We start from the raw sequence: 24,289 nt of genomic DNA on the forward strand, positions 1-24,289 counted from the left end.
CCGGCCCGGTCGTCATCACTGCATCGCGGCCCAGCAGGCGACGCCCTTCTTCTTCAGGGCATTGCAGGCGTTGATGGCATCCTTCTGGTCACCGAAGCCGCCGAAACGGGCGCGGTAGAGCTGGTTGCTGCCGTTGGCGACGGCAACCGCGAATGGCTTGGCGGAACGCAATACCTGTCCGCCCTTGTCCTGCGCACTCTGCAGGAGACCCATGGCGGCATCGCGGGTGGGCGATACGCCGATCTGAATGACCCAGCCGGACGGGGTCGACGTCTGACGGGTGGAGGCGGTCGTCACCTTGTCGGTGTTTTCGGCCGTCTGTTCGGGAATGGAGGCCGGCGGCATGTAGGCGGGTGCCGGGGTCGGCACGGCGGCCGTGCGGGTCATGGCTGCCGACAGGGCGGCCGCGCCGCGCTGTGCCTTCGGTTCCGATGCGTAGGCTGCGGCACCCGGGAGCTTTTCCGAATAGCGGCCGGACGGCAGCGGACCGGCGTTCGGCAGGTCGAGCGAGGCGACTTCATCGCGTGCAGCAACGACGGCCGGAGAGTTCTGCGCCATGACCGGGACCGGTACGGAGGCGGCGATCGGCGGAGCCGGGCTGCGCGTCTGGGCGATCAGGTTGCTGGAGCCGCCGGTCGAAGCCTTCGGCATGTAGGCAGCCACGAGCTTGCGCATCTGGGCGTCGCGGGCGCCGCCGCTGGTGCCGCCCATGACGACGCCGACGATCGAACGGCCATCGGCCTGCGCCGAGGTGACGAGGTTGAAGCCCGACGCACGGGTGTAGCCCGTCTTGATGCCGTCGACGCCGCGCACGGTGCCGATCAGCCGGTTGTGGTTGCCGATCGTCTGCTTGCCGAACTGGAAGGAGCGGATCGAGAAATACGGGTAATACTGCGGAAAGTGCTGGCGCAGTGCGATGCCGAGACGGGCCTGGTCGCGAGCCGTCGTCATCTGCGCCGTGTTGGGCAGGCCGTTGGCATTGCGATAGGTGGTGCGGGTCATTCCGAGCGCCCGGGCCTTGTTGGTCATCAGCTGCGCGAAGCGCGCTTCCGAACCGCCGAGATATTCGGCGAGCGCCGTTGCCATGTCGTTGGCCGAGCGGGTGATCAGCGCCTGCATGGCCTGTTCGACGGTCACCGAGCCGCCGGCGCGCACGCCAAGCTTGGTTGGCGGTTCGGCGGCTGCATTGGCCGATACCGGAACCCGCGAGTCGAGCGAGATGCGACCCGACTCGAGCGCCTCGAACGTCATGTACAGGGTCATCATCTTGGTCAGTGAGGCAGGATAGCGCAGGCCGTCCGGATCTTCGCTGTACAGCACCTTGCCGGTCTTGGCGTCGACGACGATGCCGGCATATTTCGGATTTGCCGAAGCCGTCTCAACGTTGACGGCCAAGAGGGCCGACACGACGACGAGGAAACCAGCGACCTTCTTGAAAATCGAGGCGCCACCCTTGGGGAAGGATGTTGTGTTGATGTGTTTCAGCACGGCTGCACTCACTCACTATATTGCATTTGCGTTATCCGGTGCGCCCCCGCAGCATCCGTTCCAGCCACATTAGGCCAGGGGCGTTACCAAGAGGTTTATGATGAACGAAGCCTTAGGAAATTTGGCAGGGTTCTAGCCTTCGTTCTCGGTCACCCCGACGAGATGGGTTCCGACAAAGGTCTCAATCGCGGCATCAATATGGTCCCACTGCGGAAGAAGCGTCGAAGAGAAGCGGTAAAGCACGCTGAGGCCGGATCCGAGGTGGATGTCGCGCTGGCAGTCGCCGCTGGTCGCGGCCGACGGCTCGGCCGGGATGGCGCAGCGCACGACGTAATCCGGCCGTCCGTTGCGGGGCGCGGTGAAGACCAGTTCGCCGCTGTAGCCGCTATCGGGCCGCAGCCGATGACGCGTCAGCCCGGCTCCCGCATCTTCGCCACTGCCGTCGAACAGGCGGGCGTAGATCGGTTCGAGCCGCCCCGACATGTCGCGCGACATCGTCGCTTCGGAAATCTCCAGGAACAGCAGGTCGTTGGCGAAAGACAGCTGGTGGAACCGGTCGCGAAGCGGCTGGCTGTAGCCCTGCATCTCCGGCCAGGCAAGGTACAGGTTGACGCGCTCGGCGTCGCCGTCCCGGCGCTGGTCGCGGAAGCGGATCATGTTGGCGGGCAGCGCCAGCGCATCGGCGCCGACCTGGATGCGATGGATGGCGGTGCTGTCGGTGTGGCCGGAGAGGCTGAGGCGCTCTCCGTACCAGCGCCCGGCAAAGCTGATGCCGGCGGTCAGCAAGGCGAGTGCGGCGATGGCGCCGGTCAGCCGGTAGAGGAGGGCGTTCGACAGCAGCGGCGCATGCGCGCCCTGTGCGCCGACGCTTGGAAGCTGATTGTGCCGCATGGCGCTTGTCCGTTCGGGGTGGGCCGGCTCCGGCGGGGCGGCCCGGCAAGCGCATGTTTCGGTAATCATGGTAAATAAAACGTTAATCGCCCGCGCCCGGGGAGGGACGCAGGCGATCGGAAGGAGGTCGTCTGTATCGGATCAGCGGCGGAAGCTGGCGACGGCGTTGGCGCGGCCGTCCTGCAGCTTGACCCAGGCAGCCGGATCGGACGTCGACTGGCGCTTGAGGAAAGTGTACTCGGTCTCGGACCAAAGCATCACCTTGTTGCGCATGTTGTCGAGGATGAAGTCGCCGCGGTCGGTGCGCACTGTCAGCACGGCATGGCCTTCACCGTTCGGCTGCAGGACGACGGTGATCAGCAGGTTGGTGGCGCTGATGCCCTGCTCCATCAGCATCTTGCGCTTCAGCAGCACGAAATCTTCGCAGTCGCCGACGGTGCGGGGATAGGCCCAGCGTTCCTCGACGCCGTAGATCTCCTGGTCGGTCATCGGCGTGATCTGGCTGTTGACCGAGTAGTTCACGTCGAGGATCTCGCGCCATCCGGCTTCGGTCAGCGCCATCGCTCCGGCATCCCGTTCGGTGACCGCGCATTCAGCCTGATAGGTCTGGCAGAATTCATAGTGGCCGATCGGCGGATTTGCCTTGCCGGTGATCTGCATCGCGCCAGGAGCCGACAGGGCCGACTGGCCGGAGATCAGCATCAGGCAGATGGCGGCAAAGCCGGTGGCGATGGTCTTGGCGGTGGACATCTCTGTTTCTCCCCGTTCGTTGGGAGAAAGCTCTCATGGCCACCTTGATCGCTGGCGAAATTTACCAGTCGAAACAATCGCTTGTTTGAAGCAACATTGAGTCGAATGAAGATCAAATGCGCGGAAAATTTGCCTCGAATGCGAAGAGAATTTGAGGAAAATTTTATGCAAGTTCGAGGCGATTTCTCTTCAATTGCCGGCGGTCGCGCCGCAAGTGTCGGTCGCTCCATCATTTTTCTCAGGATGCATCGGCGCCGTCGGACACTGCCGGCAACCCTTTGAAAGCCCGCAGTCCACCATTCCACATCGCCCAAGGGCATGGTTCGACCGCAGAAGACGTCGAAATCCGTCGGCATGGGACGGAATCCGCGCCCAAAAAAAGTGTGCCGGAGCGAGAAAAAGTTTTCCGTCCGCTCCGATTTCGCACAGTTGGCCAAGTCGCGGGCTGCAAATGGTGCCGGATGATGGTCTTGAGGGACGCGGGACATCGAACGGCCGAACGACGGTTCAGCGCCGGTTCATGTGCGATGGTACGCCAGGACGGACTGCCGCCGATGATCGAGCGGCCTTTCGGATCTATAGACTGCGGAGATGGGTTCTAGAGGAAGGAGCGCAAGCTCTCGCGCGTCTGGACGCTGGCGAACTCGATCGCCACGCCTTCTGCGAAATGCCGGACCACGCGGCCGCGCAAGCCGTTGAGCGTCACCGGCGTGCCGATGTCCGGGCGCATCTCGACATCGATGGCCGCGCCCGAGAGCGACAGGTCGACGAGGCGGCAGGCAAAACGGCGACCGTCTTCGAGCGCCAGTTCGGCGCGCGTGACGCGCGGCGTGAGGCGATCGTGGCGGCGATCCTCGGGCAGACCGAGTTCATGGCGATTGGCAAGCCAGGTAAGCTGGGCCGCCAGCTTCTCGCGCTTGCGGTCGGTGGCGGTGATCGACATGATGAAGCTGGTGGTGTCGATCGAAAGCGCCTGGCCCTCGAGCCGGCCAAGATGATCGATATAAGCGATCACTCGTTCGCCGAGGTTCGGAATCCCGGCGCAGGACATGACGACGTCGCCCGGCGACATCTCGACCGCCACGCACGGATATTCCTCATGATTGGCCAGCATCAGGCGGCCCGTCATGTTGACGGACACACGTTGGAAGCTGCGCGGCGCGGCAGGCTGCGGCGAGGAACTTGCATGCTGGAAGGAGAACATCACAGTCTTTCGTCTGTCGTCTTCGACCGAAGCTTTACAACCTCGCGGTTAACATATGGTTCTCTGCCCGGAGAGAGAGCCGTCGCGGGGTTGGCGCCGGCGGCGCACGGTTCAGCGAAGGGGTCGACGCGCAAGGCCGGCGGCTTCCGCCAGGCGTCGCAGGAGCGTGGGTTCCGCTTCGGTGGGGACGCTGGGGACGCTCTGCCGGTGACCATCGAAATTCCGGCGTGTCGGCAGCCAGCTTTCGAAGGCGAGCGTCGTGCCCGGGCCTATTCCGCCAAATCGCGGCGGCTCCAGCAGGATGACGGAGCCGAGCAGCCGATCGGCGAAGTGCGACCGCGAGCGGATCGGCAGGAGCAGGATCTCGCAGGCTTCCGTGGCGCTTTCGCCTTCCAGGCGCGCTGAGATCGTGACGGCCTCTTCTGTCCTCAGCGCCGTCAGCGCCGCCTCCGTCACGTGATCGCGTCCGCTGCGGATCCAGAGATCGAGGAAATGCTCGCCGTTCAGTTCGCGGCCGAAGTTCTCGCAGACGCGCGTGCCTGCGAGCCGGAACTTCGGGTCCAGTCCTTCGCAATCCAGCATGAACAGATCGGGAAGCCGGCGACGCAGCACCGAGGGGTCGATCTGCCGCCGCGACGGTGCGGCCCGGCCGTGGCGCAGGCCGTTCCAATAGGTGAATATTTCGTTGCTTCGGTCGCTCAGCATGGGCATCAACTGTATCGTTCCGGGTCGGAATCGGGCGTCATGCCCTCTCTTTCCGCTGAATGAGCGAATTCCATGCCAGTCCGCGCAAGTTTTCCCGGCCGTGCCGTCGCGACGCATCACGTGGTTGTTGCCGCCCTCGGGTGCTCGACGCTTTCCCTGCAGATGCCGGTGATGTAGGTCTAGCGGATGCATGCAAGGGATGGCCGCTGAATGGACGACAAGCCGAAGACGCCGTGGGAGAACCAGCTGCCGACCGACACCGGTCTGCCGGCGCAGGCCGAGCCGCATTCGGAACTCTCCGCTCCGGCCGCCTCCACCCGTCAGCCGGCCATCAATCTGCCCGGTCCGCTTGTCGCGACCCTGGCGCTGCTGATTGGCCTCTTCGTGCTCGAAAGCTATGTGCTGAACGACGAGCTGCGGTCCTACATGCTGTTCGAGCTCGCCTTCACGCCGTTGCGCTATGTCTATCCGCTGTCGCAGCAGGGACTGGAATGGGCCTGGACGCCGGTGACCTATTCCCTGCTGCATGGAAGCGTTGAGCACCTGGCCTTTAACGGCCTGTGGCTGGCGGCATTCGGTGCGCCGGTTTTCCGTCGGATCGGGCTGTCACGCTATCTCGTCTTCTGGGTCCTCTCGGCCGCGGCCTCCGCCTTCTTTCATGCCTTCCTCAACTGGGGCGCCGAAACCATTCTGATCGGTGCCTCCGGCGTCATCTCGGCGCTGATGGGCGCTGCCTGCCGCTTCGCCTTCCCGGCCGGTGGCGGTGGACTGGCCCATGCGCACGCGCATCTTCTGCCGCGCCAGGGCATCGTTTCGGCAATGCGCAACCGCACCGTCCTCATCTTCACTTTGCTGTGGTTTCTCGGCAATGTGCTGATCGCCTTCGGCATGCCGCTGGTCGGCGGCGATGCCGGCCCGATTGCCTGGGACGCGCATATCGGCGGCTTCCTGTTCGGTTACCTGCTGTTCGGTTTCTTCGACCCAATGCCGAACCGGGCAACTCCCGTATCCCGCGGAACGGCTTGAGGGCCGGCCTTTCAGTCTGCCAAAAACGGTTGCAATCAACGCTCCGGAAGCGCACCATTTCGCATGCGGAGCGCCGGGAGTGGGCGTCGGGGCGGGCGCCGCCGCATCTAGGGAGTACATCAATAGGAGGAGTTGATGCCTGTTTCTGTCAGGAACATGCTGGATGTCAAAGGCCGCAACGTCGTCTCGGTGAGCCGGGACAGGACGATCGAGGAAGTGGCGCAGATACTCAATGAAAACCGCATCGGGGCGGTCGTGGTCACAGGGCTGGACGACCGCATCTCCGGCATCTTCACCGAGCGCGACCTGGTGCGCTGCGTGGCGAGATCGGGGGGCGGGGTTCTGTCACAGTCGATCGGCGACGCCATGACCACCAACGTCACCCGCTGTCGCGAAGAGACGACGCTGAACGAGGTGATGGAGATCATGAGCCACGGCCGGTTCCGCCACGTGCCGGTCGAAGACGGCGGGAAACTGGTGGGCATCATCTCGATCGGTGACGTCGTCAAGGCGCGCATACAGGAGGTGGAGACGGAGGCCGAGCAGATCCGCGCCTATATCGCCGGCTAGGCTTTCGATGGCTTTGAATCCCTCTAGCCCGCAGCGTTCGGGAGCGGTGCGATTGTGCATGTGCTCCCGAAGCCGCCCGGGACATGTTCTCTAGATCTGACGGGCAGGGCGCGTGAGTACGCAGTCGGAGGGCGGCTAGCCGCTGCCCTCCGGATGCTGGTGTTGTGTCTTTCGCGACAGATCAGATTGCCGCCACGGCTTCCTGCATCCGCTTCAGCTCGGTGATGCGATTCTGGGCTTCCTTGTAGCCGCGGTCGATGGCCTCGCCGGCCCTGTGGAACTCCGACAGGCCGATGTCACTCAGCCTTGGATGCAGCGCCAGATCCGGCGGGTCGCCGGCAAGCCGCGCGCGCGAGATCCGCTCCTGGATGATGTTGAAGGCCTGCACCATGACGCCGGTCATGCCGATCCGCGCCTCGCGCACCTTTGTGTGCTGGCCCTCGATGACCGGCTGGACGCTGGCATTGTGCTTGACGACCGCCGAGCGGCCGAAGATGTCGTAGTTGAGATTGACGGCCACGACCAGCGGCTGCTCGTAGGCGCGGCAGACGGAGGTCGGCACCGGATTGACCAGTGCGCCGTCGACCAGCGTCCGGTTATTGCACTTTACCGGCTCGAAGATGCCGGGCAGGGCGTAGGAGGCCCGCAGCCCGGTGATCAGCGAGCCGCTGGTGATCCACACCTCGTGGCCGCTGTGCAATTCGGTGGCCACGGCAACGAACGGCCTGTCGAGGCTTTCGATGGCCACGTCTTCCAGGTGTTCCTGCATGCGCTTGGTCAGTCGCATGCCGCCGAACAGGCCGGCGCCGCCGATCGACAGATCGAGCAGGCCGGCAATCCGGCGCATGGTGAGCGATCGGGCAAACGTTTCCAGCTCGTCGAGCTTGCCGGCAAGGTAGCAGCCGCCGACCAGCGCGCCGATCGACGTGCCGGCGATCATCCCGACCTCGATGCCGGCCTCGTCCAGGGCCCGCAGCACGCCGATATGAGCCCAGCCGCGGGCAGCCCCGCCACCCAGTGCCAGGGCCAGTTTTGCCGTCTTCGGTTTCGGATCGGCGATGAGCGCGGTTGCCGTCTGTCCGCCGCCCGCGTCGGCGGCTGCGCCTGGCGGCTCGCTGCGGTTCCAACTCCAGTTCAGCATGGTCTCGACGTCCTCAGAGGCGCGCGCGCCGGACGTTCATTGAACGCCCGCAATCGTTTCGAAAGCGTTGATCAGGGGCAGCGCACCGGAGAAGCCAACCGTTGCTCAGAGGTCCTTGGAACCGCCATAGATCGCTTGCGGATCAAAATGTCGCTGTTCGTCGACGAGTTCAAGCACTGCTGCGCCATCCTTTTGAACGATCGCCCGGTAAAAGCACGAGCGCCGTCCTGTATGGCAGCTGGCATCGTGACCGCCCACCTTGACCTTCAGCCAGACGGCATCCTGGTCGCAGTCCGTCAGAAGTTCCGTGACCTGCTGGACGTTGCCGGAGGTTTCGCCCTTCTTCCAGATCTTGCCGCGCGACCGGCTGTAATAGTGGGCGATGCCGGTCTCGATGGTCAGCGACAGCGCCTCGCTGTTCATGTGGGCGACCATCAGCAGCTGGCCATCGGCCGCATCGGTGACAACAGCTGTGACGAGGCCCGTCGCATCGAAGCGCGGCGTGAACGGCCCGGCATCTTCGAGCGCCGCCTTGTCGGCCGGCGCTGCCTGGAAATCGATGGTCATGGAGGGTTTCCGTATCTGCCTGAAGGTCGGCGGGGAAATGGCCGGCCGCCGGATGTCAGCGGCGGATCATCGACAGGAAGCGCGCCTGCTCGGCGGCATTGTCTTTGTACTCGCCGGTAAACATCGTCGTCAGCGTCGAGGAGCCCTGCTTGCGGATGCCGCGCATCGACATGCACAGATGCTCGGCGTCGACCATCACCGCAACGCCGCGCGGCTGCAGCACGTCCTGGATCGAATGGGCGACCTGTGCCGTCATGGCTTCCTGCGTCTGCAGCCGCCGGCCGAAGACGTCGACCAGCCGTGCGATCTTGGAAAGACCGAGCACGCGCCCGTTCGGCAGATAGGCGACATGCGCCTTGCCGATGATCGGCACCATGTGGTGCTCGCAATGGGAATAGAACGGGATGTCGCGCACCAGGACGATATCGTCATAGCCGGCGACTTCCTCGAACGTCCGTCCGAGCACCTCTTCCGGCGACTGGTCATAGCCGCCGAACAGTTCGCGATACGAGGTAGCGACCCGCTTCGGCGTATCGATGAGACCCTCGCGCGACGGATCGTCACCGGCCCAGCGCAGGAGGACGCGCACGGCATCCTCGGCTTCCTGCTGGGTGGGACGGGCCTGCGTCTGGGCGGCAGGGAAATTCTTCACGATTGCGTCCATGTCTTGGTCTCCTGATGCGGGTCAAGGCCGCACCTGATCGTTCATCGGCACGGAAGCGCATCGGCACCCGGCTCGGATGATACGCGCTTTCTGGCCTCTCGGATCGACTTTGACAAGATAACGCATCCTGCTTTCACGCGGCTTTGCGGCAAACATTTCTGCCTTGATGCGGTCGATCACGGTTATCATATAGGTGGAGGATGGTCTTTACACCAGCGGCGGACGGTTGACGCTCTGTTCAGGAGCGCGATATCCAGGTCCCGGTAGAGCGAGAAGACGCATGGACGATATCTACAACAGCAGGATTTTGGCGCTGGCGGGCAATATCGAGCGCGCCGGTGCACTCGAAGACGCCGATGCCACATCGGAGAAGCACTCGCGGCTCTGCGGCTCGAAGGTGAAGGTCTTCATCAAGCTCGATGACGGGGTGGTCAGCGACTTCTCTCACCAGGTGCGCGCCTGCGCCCTGGGCCAGGCGTCATCGTCGGTGATGGCCCGGCATGTGGTCGGCGCAACCTCCACGGAAATCCGTGCAGCCCGCGACGCCATGCTGTCGATGCTGAAGGAAGACGGCGAAGGACCCACGGGCCGCTTCGAGCAAATGCGGGTGCTGAAACCGGTCAAGGACTACAAGGCGCGCCACGCCTCGACGATGCTGACCTTCGATGCGGTGGTCGACTGTCTGGACCAGATCGAGGCGAAGAGCCCGGCACTGGCGGGCTGAGCCGATGTGTGCCGCCTGCGAGGCAGAAGACGACGACGAGCCGAAAGCACGACGCGGCCGTAACTGGCAGGGTCCGTTCAGGAAGACACCCGGCCGGCTCCTCGGCATGGGCCTGATCCGCGGCTACCAGCTGACGCTCTCCGGCTTCATCGGCAATTCCTGCCGCCACATCCCCACCTGCTCGGAATTCGGTTACGAGGCCGTCGCCCGCCACGGGTTGTGGTTCGGCGGATGGATGGTCGGCTGGCGCTTCCTGCGCTGCGGCCCCTTCGGGTCTTCGGGCCTCGATCCGGTGCCGGACAGCCTGTCGCCCCGCCAGCACTGGTGGACACCCTGGCGCTATCGCCGGACGACGGCCGATCCCTCGACATTCCCGCCTGCCGACGAGGTTCATTGATGGCGGCTGCCGGTTCCGTCGGCCACGGCGCCACCTTTACTCCATCGACATTTCCCCTTATCACCCGGGCGTCAATCGCTGCCGGGGCCGGATGCCTGCGGCGGCTCATTTCACCACCCGCATTCGTTGGCGGGACTGGTTTGAAGGAGAAGAACATGTCCGTTTCCCTGACGTTCCCCGATGGCTCCATCCGCAGCTACGATGCCGGCACCACCGGTCTCGCCGTTGCCGAAAGCATCTCCAGGTCGCTCGCCAAGAAGGCTGTGGCAATCGCCATCGACGGAACGATCCGCGATCTCTCCGATCCCGTCACCGACGGCAAGATCGAGATCGTCGGCCGCACCGATCCGCGGGCGCTGGAGCTCATCCGCCATGATGCCGCGCATGTGATGGCCGAAGCCGTCCAGGAACTGTGGCCCGGCACCCAGGTCACCATCGGACCGGTCATCGAGAACGGTTTCTACTACGACTTCAAGCGCGTCCATCCCGACAGTCAGGAAGACTGGCCGTTCACGCCCGACGATCTGCCGAAGATCGAAAAGCGGATGAAGGAGATCATCCAGCGCAACAAGCCGTTCACCAAGGAAGTCTGGCCGCGCAACAAGGCGCGCGACGTATTTGCCGACCGCGGCGAGGGCTACAAGGTCGAACTGGTCGATGCGATCCCGGAAGACCAGGACCTCAAGATCTACTACCAGGGCGACTGGTTCGACCTGTGCCGCGGCCCGCACATGGCCTCGACCGGCCAGATCGGCACGGCGTTCAAGCTGATGAAGGTCGCCGGCGCCTATTGGCGTGGCGACAGCACCCGTCCGATGCTGACGCGCATCTACGGCACGGCCTGGGCGACCCAGGAGGAACTCGACCAGTACCTGCACGTGCTGGCCGAAGCCGAAAAGCGCGACCACCGCAAGCTCGGTCGCGAGATGGATCTCTTCCATTTCCAGGAAGAAGGCCCGGGCGTCGTGTTCTGGCACGGCAAGGGCTGGCGGATGTTCCAGACGCTGACCTCCTACATGCGTCGCCGGCTCGCCAACACCTATGAGGAAGTCAACGCGCCGCAGGTACTCGATGCCTCGCTGTGGGAAACCTCCGGTCACTGGGGCTGGTACCAGGAAAACATGTTCGCCGTGAAATCGGCCTACGCCTTCACCCATGAGGATGACAAGGAAGCCGACAACCGTGTATTCGCCCTGAAGCCGATGAACTGCCCGGGACACGTTCAGATCTTCAAGCACGGATTGAAGTCCTATCGCGAAATGCCTGTCCGGCTTGCGGAATTTGGTCTCGTCCATCGCTACGAAGCCTCTGGTGCGCTGCACGGCCTGATGCGCGTCCGCGGCTTCACCCAGGACGACGCGCATGTGTTCTGCACCGAAGAGCAGATGGCGGCGGAGTGCCTGCGCATCAACGACCTGATCCTCTCGGTCTACGAGGATTTCGGCTTCAAGGAAGTGGTGGTGAAGCTCTCCACCCGGCCTGAGAAGCGCGTCGGTTCGGACGATCTGTGGGATCGCGCCGAAAGCGTCATGATGGACGTGCTGAAGGAGATCGAGGCGCAGTCGGGCGGCCGCATCAAGACCGGCATCCTGCCGGGCGAGGGCGCGTTCTACGGGCCGAAGTTCGAATACACGCTGAAGGACGCCATCGGTCGCGAATGGCAGTGCGGCACGACGCAGGTCGACTTCAACCTGCCGGAACGCTTCGGCGCCTTCTACATCGACAGCAATTCGGAAAAGACCCAGCCGGTGATGATCCACCGGGCGATCTGCGGCTCGATGGAGCGTTTCCTCGGCATCCTGATCGAGAATTTCGCCGGCCATCTGCCGCTGTGGTTCGCGCCGCTGCAGGTGGTCGTCGCAACCATCACATCGGACGCCGACGACTACGGTCGTGAAGTCGCCGAGACGCTGCGCGACGCAGGCCTGATCGTCGAGACGGATTTCCGCAACGAGAAGATCAACTACAAGGTCCGCGAGCACTCGGTCACCAAGGTGCCGGTGATCATCGTCTGCGGCCGCCAGGAGGCCGAGAACCGTACGGTCAACATCCGCCGCCTCGGCAGCCAGACGCAGACGCCGATGTCGCTCGCCGATGCGGTGACCTCACTCACCGATGAGGCCACACCACCGGACGTCAAGCGCCGCCAGGCGCAGCGGCGGATCGCCGCCGAGTAACAACAAAAAATCCCGCCGGTCATGCCGGCGGGATTTTTGTTTGTCGTCGGGAGAGGCGGCCCTCCGGTAATGGCGCCTCAAACCCAGAGTAGTGCTCAGTCCGAATCGACGCCGGCGACCGGCTGCTGATCCTTCATCAACACCTCGACATCGGAGTTATGGCCGGACTGTACCGGGAATTCCCGCTGGTAGATCTTGTCCTTGTTGCGCGCAACGGCGGTGTAGTCGCCTTCCGCCAGCACCATGGTGGTGAAGGCGCTGAGGCTTTCCGCCACCACGTCGCCACCGGCCGTTAGCACCGACCAGGCGGTGTCGGCGACGGCTTCCCCGCCCGCCTGCGAGACGAGTTTCAGGGTGATCTGCGCTGCGCGGTGCTGCAGGGTGGCTTCCGTCAGCTTGCCGGCCTCCACCTGGATGTCGGCGCGCACCGAGGCGTTCACCTCCCCATATTCTGACACGACGTGATAGGTGCCGGCGTTCAGGCGGACGATGGTATTCGGCTTGACATTGGCCATCACCAGACCGCGCTCGCCATCTTCGCGCACTTCCGCCGAATAGATGGAAAAGCGCAGCTTGCTGTCGGGGATCCGCTGGTCCGTTCCGGCAACCGCATTGAGCACGAAGCCGCCCGCATCGAGCACCAGCGCCTGGGGCACAAACTCGCCGTCGGCCGGAACGTCGAGCCGCTTGGTAACGCCGGCCCGGCCGAAAGCGACGTTGACGAAATAAGCCCCGGGCGTCAGCTGGAAATGCGCGCCCCCGCCCTCGGACGAGGCGACCAGCGGCAGTTTGCCGTCGGGGCCGGGCTGCGGGCTGAAGACGCGCCAGGTGAGCCCCGTCTGCATCGGCTGGCCGTCGGCGGTCAGCTTGGCGTTCAGCGTCACTTCGCGGGCGACCGGCGCCTGCCGGCCGACGGTCGGCGTGAACGCGTTCAGCTTCGGCATCTTGGCCGTGCTGTCCATCTGCTTGAAGGACTGGAACGCATCCTCCGCCGGCGCCATGCCGGCCGGCATGATGCCGACGGCGGCGACGACTGCGAAAAGGCGTGCCCGTGAAACTGCGTGCATTCGGTTGATGACCGTTGACTCTCGATAGTTGAGCCGCCACTTGAAACCGAACCTCGCGGCAATTTCAAGGTGCCACGCCCTCCGACGTCTCCTGCAGGTCAAGATTATGCAAAACCCCACACCTCTCTTCCAGTACATGAGCACCCGCCGCTCGATCCCCGCGCTGCAGATGGCTGAGCCCGGTCCCGGCAGAGACGAGATCGAGAGCATGCTGACACTCGCCTCGCGCGTTCCGGATCATGGAAAGCTGGCGCCGTGGAGGTTCATCGTCATCCGCGGCGACAGGCGCGCCGAGATCGGTTCGCAGCTGGCCGCCATCGCGCTGTCGAAGACCCCGGATCTGTCGGCGCAATTGCAGGAGGTCGAGCGCAACCGCCTGACCCGCGCGCCGGTGGTGATCGCGGTCGTCAGCCGTGCCGCGCCGCACGTCAAGATCCCGGTCTGGGAACAGGAGCTGTCGGCCGGCGCCGTCTGCCTCAACCTGTTCATGGCCGCCAACGCCCATGGTTATGCTGCCAACTGGCTGTCGGAATGGATCGCCTATGACGAGCAGGCCAAGGCGGTGCTCGGCGTCCTGCCGGAGGAGAAGCTGGCGGGCTTCCTCTACATCGGGTCGAGCGATTTTCCGCAGACCGACCGCCCGCGCCCGGAGCTGACCGACATTGTCACCTGGGTCGGCGGCGACGAGATCTGAGCGATGTTCTACACCACCGACAGCAACCGGCACGGCATGGCGCATGATCCGTTCAAGGCGATCGTCTCGCCGCGCCCGATCGGCTGGATCGGCACCAGAGGCACGGACGGATCGCGCAACCTGTCGCCATACTCGTTCTTCAACATCGTCTCCGACCAGCCGAAGATCGTCATGTTCTCCTCGAGCGGCCGCAAGCACAGCCTGAAGAACGCCGAGGAGACCGGCGTCTTCACCGCAAGCCTCGTCAGCCGCCACCTCGTCGATCGCATGAACGCCTCGTCTGCGGCGGTCGAGTACGGCGTCGACGAGTTCCTGCTCGCCGGCCTGACGCCGAAGGCTGGCGGCGTCGTCGATGCGCCTTATGTGGCGGAAGCCTATGCCGCGCTCGAATGCCGCGTCACGCAGATCATCCAGCCGCACGGACTGGATGGTCACGCGTCGACGTCGATCATGGTGTTCGGCGAGGTGGTGGGTATCCACATCAGCGAGGAGATCATTCGCGACGGGCGGATCGACATGCAGCTGGCGCGGCCCGTGGCGCGCATGGGCTACATGGATTACGCCGATGGCGGCACCGACGTGTTCCAGCTGAAGCGTCCGTCCACCTGACAGTCAGCGTCGGCCGAACATCGCTGCAATGACCTCCGCTTGCCATGCCTGGCGGGCGATCCTGCCATGGAAGCCCTGGCGCCGCGCCTCTTCGCATTCCAGCCGAAAGAGCGCCGGGTCAGCCTGGTGCGTCGCCGTATCGAGCGCCTTGAGGCCAGCGGCAGCGGCTGCCAGAATGACGTTTGCGCGGGCTACCCGAAGCGGCTCGGGGTCCCGGTCGGCGATGGCATCGGCGAGGCCGATCGATACCATCAGCGCCGATGCATCGAACGCCAGCGCCTTCAGCCGGGTGCTCAGCCGCCGGAAATCCTGGCCGAACAGCACGCCTTCCGCGGTATCGCCGCACACCGCGATGATGGTGGTTGCGCCGACTGTCTGTCCCGCTTCGGTCTCGGCGACGGTCAGCAGCACGTCGAGATGCTGCACCTCGGCTGGATCGCGGACGCGAGGAAGGATCACGGACTGTTCTGCGGCGGCGATCGCGCGGCCGATGGCCGACCGGATCTGCGGCGAATCGATCGGCGGAAGCAGAACGGCGCGACCGAGCGATGGAATGCGACCGGTGGCTGTCTCATGCAGGTGATCGCCGGCGGCGACGAGCTGCCAGGCCACGGGAAACTCGAGGCTTTTCAAGGGTTGGGGCAGGGGCTGCAGGGCGGGCTCCGAAACATTAAGAGGTATGGTGAACCGATCATAAACTATTTCTGACTAGCTTGCCTCAAGGGGAAGCGGCGGTCGTCTGCTCCCGGCAGTCGAGGCGTAACCAGTGATCGTTAAGGCATTTCTTCAGTGGGCGGAAACGGCTGGTGCAGCCGACAGGGCGAAAGCCGCGCACGCGCTGGTGCGGGCCTATCTGCGGGTCGGTCCGGCTGACGAGACGCGCCAGGCCGCGATCCACGCCATGATGCATCTGCTCGACGATCCGTCGCCGCTGGTTCGCCAGGCACTCTCCGAATCGCTGGGGCGTTCCGCTGCGGCGCCGCGCGGCGTCGTTCTGGCGCTGGCGGAAGATCAGCCCGAAATCGCCTGCCACGTCCTGACGCTGTCTCCGATCCTCACCGAGATGGACCTGGTGGATCTGATCGGCCGGTCTGGTGCGGTATCGCGCGGCTTGATCGCCGCACGCCCGGGTCTCACCCGCGGTGCCTGCGCGGCAATCGCCGAAGTCGGTGATGCGGCCGAAGCCATCCTCCTACTCGATAATTCCTCGGCCATGGTCGCTCGCCAGACGCTCTGCCGGCTGGCGGAACGGCATGGCCATCATGCCGGCGTCCGTGACCTGCTGCTGGCCCGGGCGGACCTGCCAGCCTCCGCGCGCAATCGGCTGGTCCAGCAGGTGACGGCGGCGCTGACGAACTCGCTTCTGGTGCGCGCCACGCTCAGCCCGTCGCGTATCGCACATCTGACACAGGAGGCCGACAAGGCCGCGACCTTGGCGATGCTGGAGACGGCGCTGCCCGACGAGATGCCGGTGCTGGTCGATCGCCTGCGGCAGGCCGGCCGCCTGACACCGGCCTTCCTCATGCATGCGCTGTGCAGCGGACGGATCGAGTTCTTCGCCTCGGCGCTGACGAACATCTCCGGGCTTGAGGAGCGGCGGGTACGCTCGATCCTGGCGACCGGACGTCGGCATGCGGTGAGGGCGCTCTATGAGGCCTCCAGGCTCGGGCGTGATATCGCCGAGGTTTTCGTCGAGGCGACGCTTCTGTGGCGGGAGCTGATGCGCCGGCCCTATCTGTCGGCCGGAGAGAGCATCTGTCAGCCGCTGATCGACAGGCTGAACCGCCCCGCCGATCCATTCTCCCCCGTCAGCCAGTTGCTGGATCTTGTCGAGACGATGCACCACAGCGAGGAGCGTCGCCTGGCGCGCGCCTTTGCCAGCCACAGGGCCATCGCCGCCTGACCGACGCGGCTCAGCGCAGCTTGCGGACCATCCAGGAATAGCCGTCCTCGACAAGGTTGACCTGCTTCTCAACGAGGTTTCGCATGCCGTCGACGGTCGGCAGCACAGCCTTCGTCCGCTCCAGTGCCCGCCGCGCCAACGACTGCTCTTCAGCGCGCTCCTCGGCAGGCGTCGGGACGGCTGCCATGGTGTTGACCGCGTTGGTGTCGGCTGGCCGCTTTTCCTCTGCCTTTGGAGCTTCGGCAACAGCCGGATCCTGGCAGACGGCGATGACGGTCGGGTAGGAGACGTTGGTGAATGCGCCGAGCTCCTTTTCCGACACCGCATTGCACAGCTCGATCGTCGGCCAGCGCTGGTTGATGGTGGCGATATACTGGCAGTCCGTCGTGCCGTCGTCGCAGCCGAGGATCGTCATCATCACGAGTGCGGTGCGCATATCGTCTCCCGGGTCGGTGGCTTGGCAGGTGCTGCCGTCACCACTAAGAAGACGATCGTGTCCGCGTGAAGGCGGAAATCTGAAGGGGGATCGGCAAGATGCAGGAAGCCATCGTCATTGGCCGCGAGGCGCCGCGTCAGCCGGGCGTATTGCGTCTGCTGGATCTGTCGAACGCCTATGCCGCGTCGCTCTATCCGGCCGAGAGCAACCATATGCTGCCGATCGAGGAACTGGAGGCGGAGAATGTCTCGTTCTTCGTCGCAAGGCGCGGCACCGAGATCCTCGGTTGCGCCTCGCTCGTGATCGCGGGAGACGGTTCAGCCGAGATCAAGCGGATGTTCGTTGACGGCGCGGCGCGGGGCCTGCAGCTCGGAAAGCGGCTGCTTGCAGCGCTGGAGACGGAAGCAATGCGTCTCGGCGTCGGCACCATCCGCCTGGAGACCGGCATCCATCAGCCGGAAGCGATCGGGCTGTACCGCAAGGCGGGCTACATCGAAATCGAGGCGTTCGGCAGCTACCGTCCCGATCCGCTCAGCCTGTTCATGGAAAAGCGGATCGGATCGTCGCCGGTCTGACGACGATCCTCAAGCGATAAGGGTCAGGCGGTCCGGCGCGCCTGCTTCTCCTCGGCAAGCTCGGCGTCGACGATCGCTGCCATGTTGGACAGTTCGATCTCGCGCATCCACTCGCGCCAGATGGCGACGATCAGCGCCATCAGCACCGGCCCGATGAACAGTCCCAGGAAGCCCATCGTCTTGACGCCGCCGACGAGCCCGAAGAACGTCGGCAGGAACGGCAGCTTGATCGGCCCGCCGACGAGCTTGGGGCGCAGCGTCTTGTCGACGATGAACAGCTCGACCGAGCCCCAGATCAGCAGGCCGATGCCGGCAAAGACCGAACCGCTGGCGACCAGGTAGATGGATACCAGGGTGAACGACAGCGGCGCGCCACCCGGGATCAGCGCCATGACGCCGGTCAATACGCCGAGCGTCACCGGCGACGGCACGCCGGCGATCCAGTAGGCGATGCCGAGCACGATGCCTTCGCCGATGGCAATCAGCGTCATGCCCGTCACGGTGGAGCTGATGGTCGCCGGCACGACGCGCGAGATGCGCTCCCAGCGCGACGGCAGGATGCGTTCGCCCAGCATGTCGATCTGCCGCGAGAAGGCGGATCCGTCGCGGTAGACGAAGAACAGCGCGATCAGCATGAACAGCAGCGTCAGCACCAGGTGGAAGGCGCCGTCGCCTGCCGCCACCACGGCACGGTAGATATTGCCGATATTGGCGCCGCTGACGAGCTGCACGAGCTCGCCCACGGCACCCGGTTCGCCGACATGGCGGACCCATTGCCCGGCCAGCCATTCGCCGACGATCGGCAGGTTGACGATCCACAGCGGCGGCGGTGAGCCGAAACGGTTGACCTCCAGCGCCCAGCCGATCCACTGGCGAACCTCGCCGATGGTGTAGGAAATGGCGATGCCGATCGGCACGACGATGAAGGCGATCACCATGAGGATGGCGATGGTGGCGCCAATCGTCGTATTGCCGCGGGTGCGCCGCAGGAGGTCGCGGTAGAGCGGCCAGCTGGCAAAGCCGATCACCAGCGCGGCAAGCACCGGCACGAGGAAGCCATGGAAGAAGTAGATGCCGGCGAACACCGTCAGCACCAGCAGCCAGCGGGCGACGGAAATCGGCGGGATCAGCGCGATGCGCATCGGTGCCACCGGGCCAAGCCAACGCGGTCCAAGTGGAGTCTTGTCTGGTTCACTCACGGGTCAACATCATCCCTGTTTCACGCGCGCGGTCGCCGGGTCCGCAACAATGCAGTTGGACCGATCTTAGCCGTATCGGAGATTGCAGCTTGCCGTAAGGCGCAGATGCGCTAGAAATAAGGAAATCGTCAACATTAGTTTTTGCCCATATGCCCCCATCGACACGCCGCTTCCTGTTGAGGGAGCGTACAGCTGATCGCCATCAGGCGGTCGATGCTGCCGTCGGCTCTTTCGACACGTTGCAGCACTACTCTATCTATTTGCAGGGACTGTATTCTTTCAGACTGCCGCTGGAAGCCTGGCTTGCCGGTCTCGATTGGCCACGCCACTTCGGTGAATGGCGGCCGACGGCCATCGGCGAGATGATCCTGCGCGACATGGATGATCTGAATGTGACCGAACGGCGTATTGAACCGTCGATTCCTCACCACGCTGATCTGGAAACACTGCTGGGTGCGCTCTACGTGTTGGAAGGATCGTCGCTCGGCGCGCGCGTGCTTGTTTCGCGTGCCGGTCAGTTGGGTCTCAATGACACCTACGGCGCCCGTCATCTGGCCAGTCAGGCGCAGTCGGACGGCTGGAAGAGCTTTCTGCAGATGCTCGACAGTGCGCCGACGATGGATATGGACAAGGTGGTCGATGCGTCGCGGACGGTGTTCGCTCACGCGGAGACCGCCTTCAAGGGAAATTTGTATGCCTAACGCTTCCACGGTCGATCTTACCAATTGCGACCGCGAACCCATCCATATCCCCGGCAGCATTCAGCCCCATGGTTGTCTTCTGGTCTGCGATGCGTCCGGCAGCGGCGTGTTGCGGCATTCGGAGAACGCCCCGGGGATGTTGGGACTTCCTCCGGTGCTCAACGGCCTGCGGCTGGACGAGGCGCTGGGCGCGGAAGCCGCCCACACGCTGCGCAACGCGCTGGCCACCTCCGACGATCCCGCCCGCCCGGCACTGCGCATGGCGCTCGCCATGCCGGCTGGACGCTTCGACGTCTCCGTGCATCGGTTGGAAGAGTGCGCGATCATCGAGTTCGAGCCTGCCTCGGATCAGTCGGACTCGCCGCTCGAGACGGCGCGCATGCTGATCAGCCGCATCCGCACCATCGGCAGCATCGACGAACTGGTGGAGAAGTCGGCCCGGCTGATCTTCGCTATGCTCGCCTATGACCGGGTGATGATCTACCGCTTCGAGCATGACGGCGCCGGCAAGGTGGTCAGCGAATACAAGCGTCGTGACCTCGAAAGCTTCCGCGGCCAGTATTTCCCGGCAAGCGACATCCCCAAGCAGGCCCGCACGCTGTACCTGAAGAACACCATCCGGGTCATCTCGGATGCCTCCGGTACCCGCATTCCGGTGGTGCCGGAATTCGACGACACGCAGGCGCCGCTCAACCTGTCCTTCGCGCATCTGCGCAGCGTCTCGCCGGTCCATTGTGAATACCTGCGCAACATGGGTGTTGCTGCCTCGATGTCGATCTCGATCATCGTCGACGGCGAGCTCTGGGGGCTGATCGCCTGTCACCACTATAGCCCGCGGGCGCTGTCCATGCCGCAGCGGATCGCGGCGGAAATGTTCGGCGAGTTCTTCTCGCTGCATCTGAGCGCGCTGAAGCAGAAGCAGATCCTAGACACCGCCAACGTCGCCCGCAAATCGCTCGACCGGTTCCTGCAGGCCGCTGCCCATAATCCCGATATCGCCGGGCTCCTCAGGCAGTCGCTGGACGAGTTCAGCGCGATCCTGCCCTGCGACGGCGTCGGACTGTGGCTTGATGGTCTGTGGACCGGCCAGGGGACCACGCCGTCGGCAAGCGGCGTCGCAATGCTGGCGGACTTCGTAAGCTCGGTGGCCAACAGCCGCATCTGGGGAACCGACCAGATCTCGCAGCATCTGCTGGGATCCGAAAGTTTTGCTCCGGATGTCTGCGGCGTGCTGGCCATTCCGCTGTCGCAGCGGCCGCGCGATTACATGTTCTTCTTCCGCAAGGAACTCGTCCAGACGCTGAACTGGGCCGGCAACCCGGACAAGTCCTACGAGACCGGACCGCTCGGCGACCGGCTGACGCCGCGCAAGAGCTTTGCGATCTGGAAAGAAACCGTCCACATGAAGGCGCAGCGCTGGACCGACGGCGAGTGGGAAATCGCCGAGGCGATCCGCGCCGTGCTGGTCGAGATCGTGCTGCACCACAACGAATTGATCGCCGACGAACGCGGCAAGGCCGACGTGCGGCAACGGATGCTGAACGAGGAGTTGAACCACCGCGTCAAGAACATCCTGGCGGTGATCAAGGCGCTGGTCGGCCATCCGGTGCAGGAAGGCCGGGAGCTTGGCGATTACGTGTCGGTTCTGAAGGGCCGCATCCAGGCGCTCGCGCTGGCCCACGACCAGGTGGTGCGCGGCAGTGACGGCGGTCCCCTGCGCGAACTGCTTGAGGCTGAGCTGAAGCCGTACAGCGACGGCAACCGCAAGGTCACGCTTCGCGGTCCCAACGTCTGGCTCGACAGCCGGGCTTTTTCGGTCATGGCTCTGGTGCTGCACGAGATGTCGACCAACGCGGCGAAATACGGCGCCCTGTCGGCGGGCGAGGGCCAGGTGGAGATCGCCTGGACGCGGACGCAGGATGGCGACTGCGAGATCACCTGGACGGAGAGCGGCGGACCGCCTGTGACGCCGCCGGCGCGTGCCGGTTTCGGAACGGTGCTGATCGACCGAAGCATACCCTACGAGCTCGGCGGCAAGAGCCGCGTCACCTATGATCCGGGCGGACTGCGTGGTGATTTCATCGTGCCGGCCCGCCACGTGCACGGCAATGATGTGGTCGCCACGGACGAGACGGTGGAACTTCACGCCGCGTCGCCTGCGGAAATCACGGAGCTTATGGGCGACCTCGAGCTGCTTCTGGTCGAGGATCAGATGTTGGTGGCTGCCGATGTCGAGGTAATGCTCGAAAGCCACGGCATCTCGCGCGTGACGACCGCTCCATCCGCTGCGGAAGCGCTTCGCCAGTTGAAGACGTTCACGCCGGACATCGCCATTCTCGACGTCAATCTCGGCTCGGGCACGTCTCTGCCGATTGCCGAAGAACTGACGCGCCGCGGGGTACCCTTCGTCTTTGCAACCGGCTACAGCGACCGATCTGTCATTCCGGCAAGCTTCACGGCACCGGTGGTGCGCAAACCCTACGAGGCGCAGGCACTGATCGGCGCGATGGTCCGCCTGCTGGCAAGCCACGGGGAAGCGACGAAGGACTGATCCTCAAGCCTGTCTGGCTTGGAACGGGACTTCGCTACAGACCGCAAGGCGGCATCGAGCCGCCTTTGTCCGTTTCAGATGTCGAGATTGTCGGCGAACGCGGCGCGATCCTGGATGAACCGGAAGCGCGCATCGGCCTTGGTGCCCATGAGGTTATCCACCGCCTCGCGCGTGCCTTCGAAATCGACCTCGTCGATGCCGACGCGCAGCAGCGTCCGCTTCGAGGGGTCCATCGTCGTTTCCTTCAGCTGTGCCGGCATCATTTCGCCGAGACCTTTGAAGCGTCCGATCTCCACCTTCTTGCCCTTGAATACCGTCTCCATCAGTTCCGCCCGGTGCACGTCGTCGCGCGCGTAGACCGACTTCGCACCCTGGCGGATGACGTAGAGGGGCGGGACGGCGAGGAAGAGATGCCCGCCGCGGATCATCTCCGGCATTTCCTGATAGAAGAAGGTGATCAGCAGCGAAGCGATGTGCGCGCCATCGACGTCGGCATCGGTCATGATGATGACGCGCTCGTAACGAAGGTCTTCTTCCCGGTATTTTGTCCGCGTGCCGCAGCCGAGCGCCTGGATGAGATCGGCGATCTGCTGGTTTGCCGACAGCTTTTCACGGCTGGCGCTGCCGACGTTGAGGATCTTGCCGCGCAGCGGCAGGATCGCCTGGTTCATGCGGTTGCGCGCCTGCTTGGCCGAGCCACCGGCCGAATCGCCTTCGACGATAAACAGTTCGGCGCCTTCGGCGGTGTTCTGCGAGCAGTCGGCAAGCTTGCCGGGCAGGCGCAGCTTGCGCACCGCAGTCTTGCGGTTGACTTCCTTTTCCTTGCGACGGCGCAGCCGCTCTTCGGCGCGCTCGATCACCCATTCGAGGAGCTTGGCAGCCTCGCCGGGGTTGCCTGCAAGGTAATGGTCGAACGGATCGCGCAGGGCGTTCTCGACGATCCGCTGGGCCTCAACGGTCGCCAGCTTGTCCTTCGTCTGGCCGACGAATTCCGGCTCGCGGATGAACACCGAGAGCATGCCGACGGACGAGATCATGACGTCGTCGGTGGTGATCTGCGCGGCGCGCTTGTTCTGGGTCAGTTCGGCGTAGTTCTTCAGGCCCTTGGTGAGGGCGATGCGCAGGCCCGCCTCGTGGGTGCCACCCTCCGGCGTCGGAATGGTGTTGCAGTAGGAGTGGATCTGCGGGTCGCCGCCATACCAGGTCACCGCCCATTCCATCGCGCCATGGCCACCGGTCTTTTCCGTGCGGCCGGCAAAGATCTCGCGGGTGACGGTGAAGTCCTTGCCGAGCGTCGCCGCCAGATAGTCCTTGAGACCGCCCGGAAAATGGAAGACCGCCTTGTCGGGGATTTCGCCGCCGGCCTGCACCAGGGACGGATCGCAGCTCCAGCGGATTTCGACGCCGCCGAACAGATAGGCCTTGGAGCGGGCCATGCGGAAGATCCGCCCGGCGTCGAACTTGGCGTGGTCGCCGAAGATCTGCGGATCCGGGTGGAAGCGGACGCGGGTGCCGCGACGATTGTGGACGTCGCCCAGTTCTTCGAGCCCGCCGATCGGTGCGCCGCGCGAAAAGCGCTGGCGGTAGAGCTTGCGGTTGCGCGCCACCTCGACCTCGAGCAGGTCGGACAGCGCGTTGACGACCGAGACGCCGACGCCGTGCAGGCCGCCGGAGGTCTCATAGGCCTTGCCGTCGAACTTGCCGCCTGCATGCAGCTTGGTCATGATCACTTCGAGGGTCGACTTGCCGGGCACCTGCGGGTGGTTTTCCACCGGGATGCCACGGCCGTTGTCGGTGACAGTCAAAAAGCCCTCGGCATCGAGGTGCACGTCGATGAAATCGGCATGGCCTGCCACCGCTTCGTCCATCGAGTTGTCGATGACCTCGGCAAAAAGGTGGTGCAGGGCCTTCTCGTCGGTGCCGCCGATATACATGCCAGGACGCATGCGCACCGGCTCCAGCCCTTCCAAAACCCGGATGGACGAAGCGTCGTAGGTATCGGAGGAAGCTTGCGGAACGGCCTGTGGACGCTGGGGAGCGGGCTGGGCCGACGCCTTGGGGCGCGGGTCCGCCGGCTGCTCGGCGGCTTTGGTGGTGGCATTCGGAATGCTGGCAAAGAGATCGCTGGTATCGTCCATGGGGTCCGTCAATCTGGCCTGTGATGCGCGGCGGCAGGCGAGGGGGCGGGACGCATCCGTCCGCCGTCGGCTATCGAATCGCTCGCGAGTGTGCCAGATAACCGGCTTTTTC

24 protein-coding genes are annotated in these 24,289 nt (G+C 64.5%); 11 read left to right on the top strand and 13 right to left on the bottom strand.

Translation table 11 applies throughout. From position 1 onward, the window contains the following. Positions 1-15 precede the first annotated feature (15 nt). From AAIH46_RS00605 to AAIH46_RS00625, 5 genes are all read right to left on the bottom strand, one after another. The gene (locus tag AAIH46_RS00605; protein ID WP_430304949.1) at positions 16-1,407 is read right to left on the bottom strand and encodes a serine hydrolase; all 1,392 of its coding nucleotides are present in this window, start codon (positions 1,405-1,407) and stop codon (positions 16-18) included. A gap of 213 nt (positions 1,408-1,620) precedes the next feature. Beyond that, positions 1,621-2,379 (bottom strand): hypothetical protein, encoded by a 759-nt coding sequence (locus AAIH46_RS00610; RefSeq protein WP_430303558.1) that lies wholly within the window; start codon positions 2,377-2,379, stop codon positions 1,621-1,623. A 141-nt stretch (positions 2,380-2,520) separates the two neighbouring features. Beyond that, the gene (locus AAIH46_RS00615) at positions 2,521-3,129 is read right to left on the bottom strand and encodes a transglutaminase-like cysteine peptidase (RefSeq protein WP_430303559.1); all 609 of its coding nucleotides are present in this window, start codon (positions 3,127-3,129) and stop codon (positions 2,521-2,523) included. A 598-nt stretch (positions 3,130-3,727) separates the two neighbouring features. Continuing rightward, positions 3,728-4,333, bottom strand: a complete 606-nt coding sequence (locus tag AAIH46_RS00620) for a PilZ domain-containing protein (RefSeq protein ID WP_430303560.1) — start codon at positions 4,331-4,333, stop codon at positions 3,728-3,730. 111 nt (positions 4,334-4,444) lie between these two features. Continuing rightward, on the bottom strand, positions 4,445-5,044 hold the full coding sequence (locus AAIH46_RS00625; protein WP_430303561.1) for a PAS domain-containing protein: 600 nt from the start codon (positions 5,042-5,044) through the stop codon (positions 4,445-4,447). 204 nt (positions 5,045-5,248) lie between these two features. Between AAIH46_RS00625 and AAIH46_RS00630 the strand changes: the two genes are divergently transcribed. Further along, positions 5,249-6,064, top strand: coding sequence for a rhomboid family intramembrane serine protease (locus tag AAIH46_RS00630; protein WP_430303562.1), 816 nt, complete (start codon positions 5,249-5,251; stop codon positions 6,062-6,064). Between the two features lie 135 nt (positions 6,065-6,199). After that, entirely contained in the window at positions 6,200-6,634 is a 435-nt protein-coding gene (locus tag AAIH46_RS00635; protein ID WP_430303563.1) for a CBS domain-containing protein, read from the top strand. A 181-nt stretch (positions 6,635-6,815) separates the two neighbouring features. Here the strand turns inward: AAIH46_RS00635 and AAIH46_RS00640 are convergent, their stop codons facing one another. From AAIH46_RS00640 to folE, 3 genes are all read right to left on the bottom strand, one after another. Beyond that, a complete protein-coding gene (locus tag AAIH46_RS00640; RefSeq protein WP_430303565.1) occupies positions 6,816-7,775 on the bottom strand; it encodes a patatin-like phospholipase family protein in 960 nt (319 codons plus the stop codon). A gap of 105 nt (positions 7,776-7,880) precedes the next feature. Continuing rightward, on the bottom strand, positions 7,881-8,342 hold the full coding sequence (gene hisI, locus AAIH46_RS00645; RefSeq protein WP_430303566.1) for a phosphoribosyl-AMP cyclohydrolase: 462 nt from the start codon (positions 8,340-8,342) through the stop codon (positions 7,881-7,883). 55 nt (positions 8,343-8,397) lie between these two features. Further along, positions 8,398-9,006 carry a GTP cyclohydrolase I FolE gene (gene folE / locus AAIH46_RS00650; protein WP_430303568.1) on the bottom strand — a complete coding sequence of 203 codons (609 nt, stop codon included), beginning with the start codon at positions 9,004-9,006 and terminating at the stop codon, positions 8,398-8,400. A 280-nt stretch (positions 9,007-9,286) separates the two neighbouring features. Between folE and AAIH46_RS00655 the strand changes: the two genes are divergently transcribed. The 3 genes from AAIH46_RS00655 to thrS all read left to right on the top strand — a co-directional run bounded on the left by AAIH46_RS00655 (position 9,287) and on the right by thrS (position 12,304). After that, the gene (locus AAIH46_RS00655; RefSeq protein WP_430303569.1) at positions 9,287-9,730 is read left to right on the top strand and encodes an iron-sulfur cluster assembly scaffold protein; all 444 of its coding nucleotides are present in this window, start codon (positions 9,287-9,289) and stop codon (positions 9,728-9,730) included. A 4-nt stretch (positions 9,731-9,734) separates the two neighbouring features. Then, the gene (yidD, locus tag AAIH46_RS00660) at positions 9,735-10,127 is read left to right on the top strand and encodes a membrane protein insertion efficiency factor YidD (RefSeq protein ID WP_430303570.1); all 393 of its coding nucleotides are present in this window, start codon (positions 9,735-9,737) and stop codon (positions 10,125-10,127) included. A gap of 155 nt (positions 10,128-10,282) precedes the next feature. Next, the gene (gene thrS, locus AAIH46_RS00665) at positions 10,283-12,304 is read left to right on the top strand and encodes a threonine--tRNA ligase (protein ID WP_430303571.1); all 2,022 of its coding nucleotides are present in this window, start codon (positions 10,283-10,285) and stop codon (positions 12,302-12,304) included. Positions 12,305-12,399: 95 nt separating this feature from the next. Here the strand turns inward: thrS and AAIH46_RS00670 are convergent, their stop codons facing one another. Further along, positions 12,400-13,371, bottom strand: coding sequence for a hypothetical protein (locus AAIH46_RS00670; protein WP_430303573.1), 972 nt, complete (start codon positions 13,369-13,371; stop codon positions 12,400-12,402). Between the two features lie 106 nt (positions 13,372-13,477). Here AAIH46_RS00670 and AAIH46_RS00675 point away from each other — a divergent pair, with 106 nt between their 5' ends. Both AAIH46_RS00675 and AAIH46_RS00680 read left to right on the top strand, forming a co-directional pair. Further along, positions 13,478-14,065, top strand: a complete 588-nt coding sequence (locus tag AAIH46_RS00675) for a nitroreductase family protein (protein ID WP_430303575.1) — start codon at positions 13,478-13,480, stop codon at positions 14,063-14,065. Positions 14,066-14,068: 3 nt separating this feature from the next. Continuing rightward, positions 14,069-14,674 carry a flavin reductase family protein gene (locus AAIH46_RS00680; RefSeq protein WP_430303576.1) on the top strand — a complete coding sequence of 202 codons (606 nt, stop codon included), beginning with the start codon at positions 14,069-14,071 and terminating at the stop codon, positions 14,672-14,674. Positions 14,675-14,677: 3 nt separating this feature from the next. On the opposite strand, the gene AAIH46_RS00685 is transcribed toward AAIH46_RS00680, so the two are convergent. Next, on the bottom strand, positions 14,678-15,286 hold the full coding sequence (locus AAIH46_RS00685) for an aldolase/citrate lyase family protein (protein WP_430303577.1): 609 nt from the start codon (positions 15,284-15,286) through the stop codon (positions 14,678-14,680). Between the two features lie 154 nt (positions 15,287-15,440). Here AAIH46_RS00685 and AAIH46_RS00690 point away from each other — a divergent pair, with 154 nt between their 5' ends. Next, on the top strand, positions 15,441-16,577 hold the full coding sequence (locus AAIH46_RS00690) for a DUF2336 domain-containing protein (protein WP_430303578.1): 1,137 nt from the start codon (positions 15,441-15,443) through the stop codon (positions 16,575-16,577). Positions 16,578-16,587: 10 nt separating this feature from the next. Here AAIH46_RS00690 and AAIH46_RS00695 read toward each other — a convergent pair whose 3' ends face one another. Then, positions 16,588-17,013, bottom strand: coding sequence for a hypothetical protein (locus AAIH46_RS00695; protein ID WP_430303580.1), 426 nt, complete (start codon positions 17,011-17,013; stop codon positions 16,588-16,590). 98 nt (positions 17,014-17,111) lie between these two features. Here AAIH46_RS00695 and AAIH46_RS00700 point away from each other — a divergent pair, with 98 nt between their 5' ends. Beyond that, positions 17,112-17,588, top strand: coding sequence for a GNAT family N-acetyltransferase (locus AAIH46_RS00700; RefSeq protein WP_430303581.1), 477 nt, complete (start codon positions 17,112-17,114; stop codon positions 17,586-17,588). Positions 17,589-17,611: 23 nt separating this feature from the next. Here AAIH46_RS00700 and AAIH46_RS00705 read toward each other — a convergent pair whose 3' ends face one another. Then, positions 17,612-18,730, bottom strand: coding sequence for an AI-2E family transporter (locus tag AAIH46_RS00705; RefSeq protein WP_430303582.1), 1,119 nt, complete (start codon positions 18,728-18,730; stop codon positions 17,612-17,614). 233 nt (positions 18,731-18,963) lie between these two features. On the opposite strand from AAIH46_RS00705, the gene AAIH46_RS00710 reads away from it, so the two are divergent. Both AAIH46_RS00710 and AAIH46_RS00715 read left to right on the top strand, forming a co-directional pair. After that, on the top strand, positions 18,964-19,488 hold the full coding sequence (locus AAIH46_RS00710; RefSeq protein ID WP_430303583.1) for a biliverdin-producing heme oxygenase: 525 nt from the start codon (positions 18,964-18,966) through the stop codon (positions 19,486-19,488). Beyond that, positions 19,481-22,039, top strand: a complete 2,559-nt coding sequence (locus AAIH46_RS00715; protein WP_430303584.1) for an HWE histidine kinase domain-containing protein — start codon at positions 19,481-19,483, stop codon at positions 22,037-22,039. Before AAIH46_RS00710 ends, AAIH46_RS00715 begins: the two co-directional genes overlap by 8 nt. Positions 22,040-22,113: 74 nt before the next feature. On the opposite strand, the gene parE is transcribed toward AAIH46_RS00715, so the two are convergent. Beyond that, on the bottom strand, positions 22,114-24,177 hold the full coding sequence (parE, locus tag AAIH46_RS00720; protein ID WP_430303585.1) for a DNA topoisomerase IV subunit B: 2,064 nt from the start codon (positions 24,175-24,177) through the stop codon (positions 22,114-22,116). Between the last annotated feature and the right edge of the window lie 112 nt (positions 24,178-24,289).

It is taken from the genome of Rhizobium sp. 0TCS1.26, from assembly GCF_050455525.1.
Classification (GTDB): domain Bacteria; phylum Pseudomonadota; class Alphaproteobacteria; order Rhizobiales; family Rhizobiaceae; genus Neorhizobium.

Coding starts and splice junctions, on each gene's coding strand:
- AAIH46_RS00700 (WP_430303581.1), top strand. CDS start 17,112: ATGCAGGAAGCCATCGTCATTGGCCGCGAGGCGCCGCGTCAGCCGGGC.
- thrS (WP_430303571.1), top strand. CDS start 10,283: ATGTCCGTTTCCCTGACGTTCCCCGATGGCTCCATCCGCAGCTACGAT.
- AAIH46_RS00620 (WP_430303560.1), bottom strand. CDS start 4,333: ATGTTCTCCTTCCAGCATGCAAGTTCCTCGCCGCAGCCTGCCGCGCCG.
- AAIH46_RS00670 (WP_430303573.1), bottom strand. CDS start 13,371: ATGCACGCAGTTTCACGGGCACGCCTTTTCGCAGTCGTCGCCGCCGTC.
- parE (WP_430303585.1), bottom strand. CDS start 24,177: ATGGACGATACCAGCGATCTCTTTGCCAGCATTCCGAATGCCACCACC.
- AAIH46_RS00655 (WP_430303569.1), top strand. CDS start 9,287: ATGGACGATATCTACAACAGCAGGATTTTGGCGCTGGCGGGCAATATC.
- AAIH46_RS00635 (WP_430303563.1), top strand. CDS start 6,200: ATGCCTGTTTCTGTCAGGAACATGCTGGATGTCAAAGGCCGCAACGTC.
- AAIH46_RS00680 (WP_430303576.1), top strand. CDS start 14,069: ATGTTCTACACCACCGACAGCAACCGGCACGGCATGGCGCATGATCCG.
- AAIH46_RS00615 (WP_430303559.1), bottom strand. CDS start 3,129: ATGTCCACCGCCAAGACCATCGCCACCGGCTTTGCCGCCATCTGCCTG.
- AAIH46_RS00695 (WP_430303580.1), bottom strand. CDS start 17,013: ATGCGCACCGCACTCGTGATGATGACGATCCTCGGCTGCGACGACGGC.
- AAIH46_RS00630 (WP_430303562.1), top strand. CDS start 5,249: ATGGACGACAAGCCGAAGACGCCGTGGGAGAACCAGCTGCCGACCGAC.
- AAIH46_RS00715 (WP_430303584.1), top strand. CDS start 19,481: ATGCCTAACGCTTCCACGGTCGATCTTACCAATTGCGACCGCGAACCC.
- folE (WP_430303568.1), bottom strand. CDS start 9,006: ATGGACGCAATCGTGAAGAATTTCCCTGCCGCCCAGACGCAGGCCCGT.
- AAIH46_RS00610 (WP_430303558.1), bottom strand. CDS start 2,379: ATGCGGCACAATCAGCTTCCAAGCGTCGGCGCACAGGGCGCGCATGCG.
- AAIH46_RS00640 (WP_430303565.1), bottom strand. CDS start 7,775: ATGCTGAACTGGAGTTGGAACCGCAGCGAGCCGCCAGGCGCAGCCGCC.
- AAIH46_RS00625 (WP_430303561.1), bottom strand. CDS start 5,044: ATGCCCATGCTGAGCGACCGAAGCAACGAAATATTCACCTATTGGAAC.
- AAIH46_RS00675 (WP_430303575.1), top strand. CDS start 13,478: ATGCAAAACCCCACACCTCTCTTCCAGTACATGAGCACCCGCCGCTCG.
- hisI (WP_430303566.1), bottom strand. CDS start 8,342: ATGACCATCGATTTCCAGGCAGCGCCGGCCGACAAGGCGGCGCTCGAA.
- yidD (WP_430303570.1), top strand. CDS start 9,735: ATGTGTGCCGCCTGCGAGGCAGAAGACGACGACGAGCCGAAAGCACGA.
- AAIH46_RS00705 (WP_430303582.1), bottom strand. CDS start 18,730: ATGCGCATCGCGCTGATCCCGCCGATTTCCGTCGCCCGCTGGCTGCTG.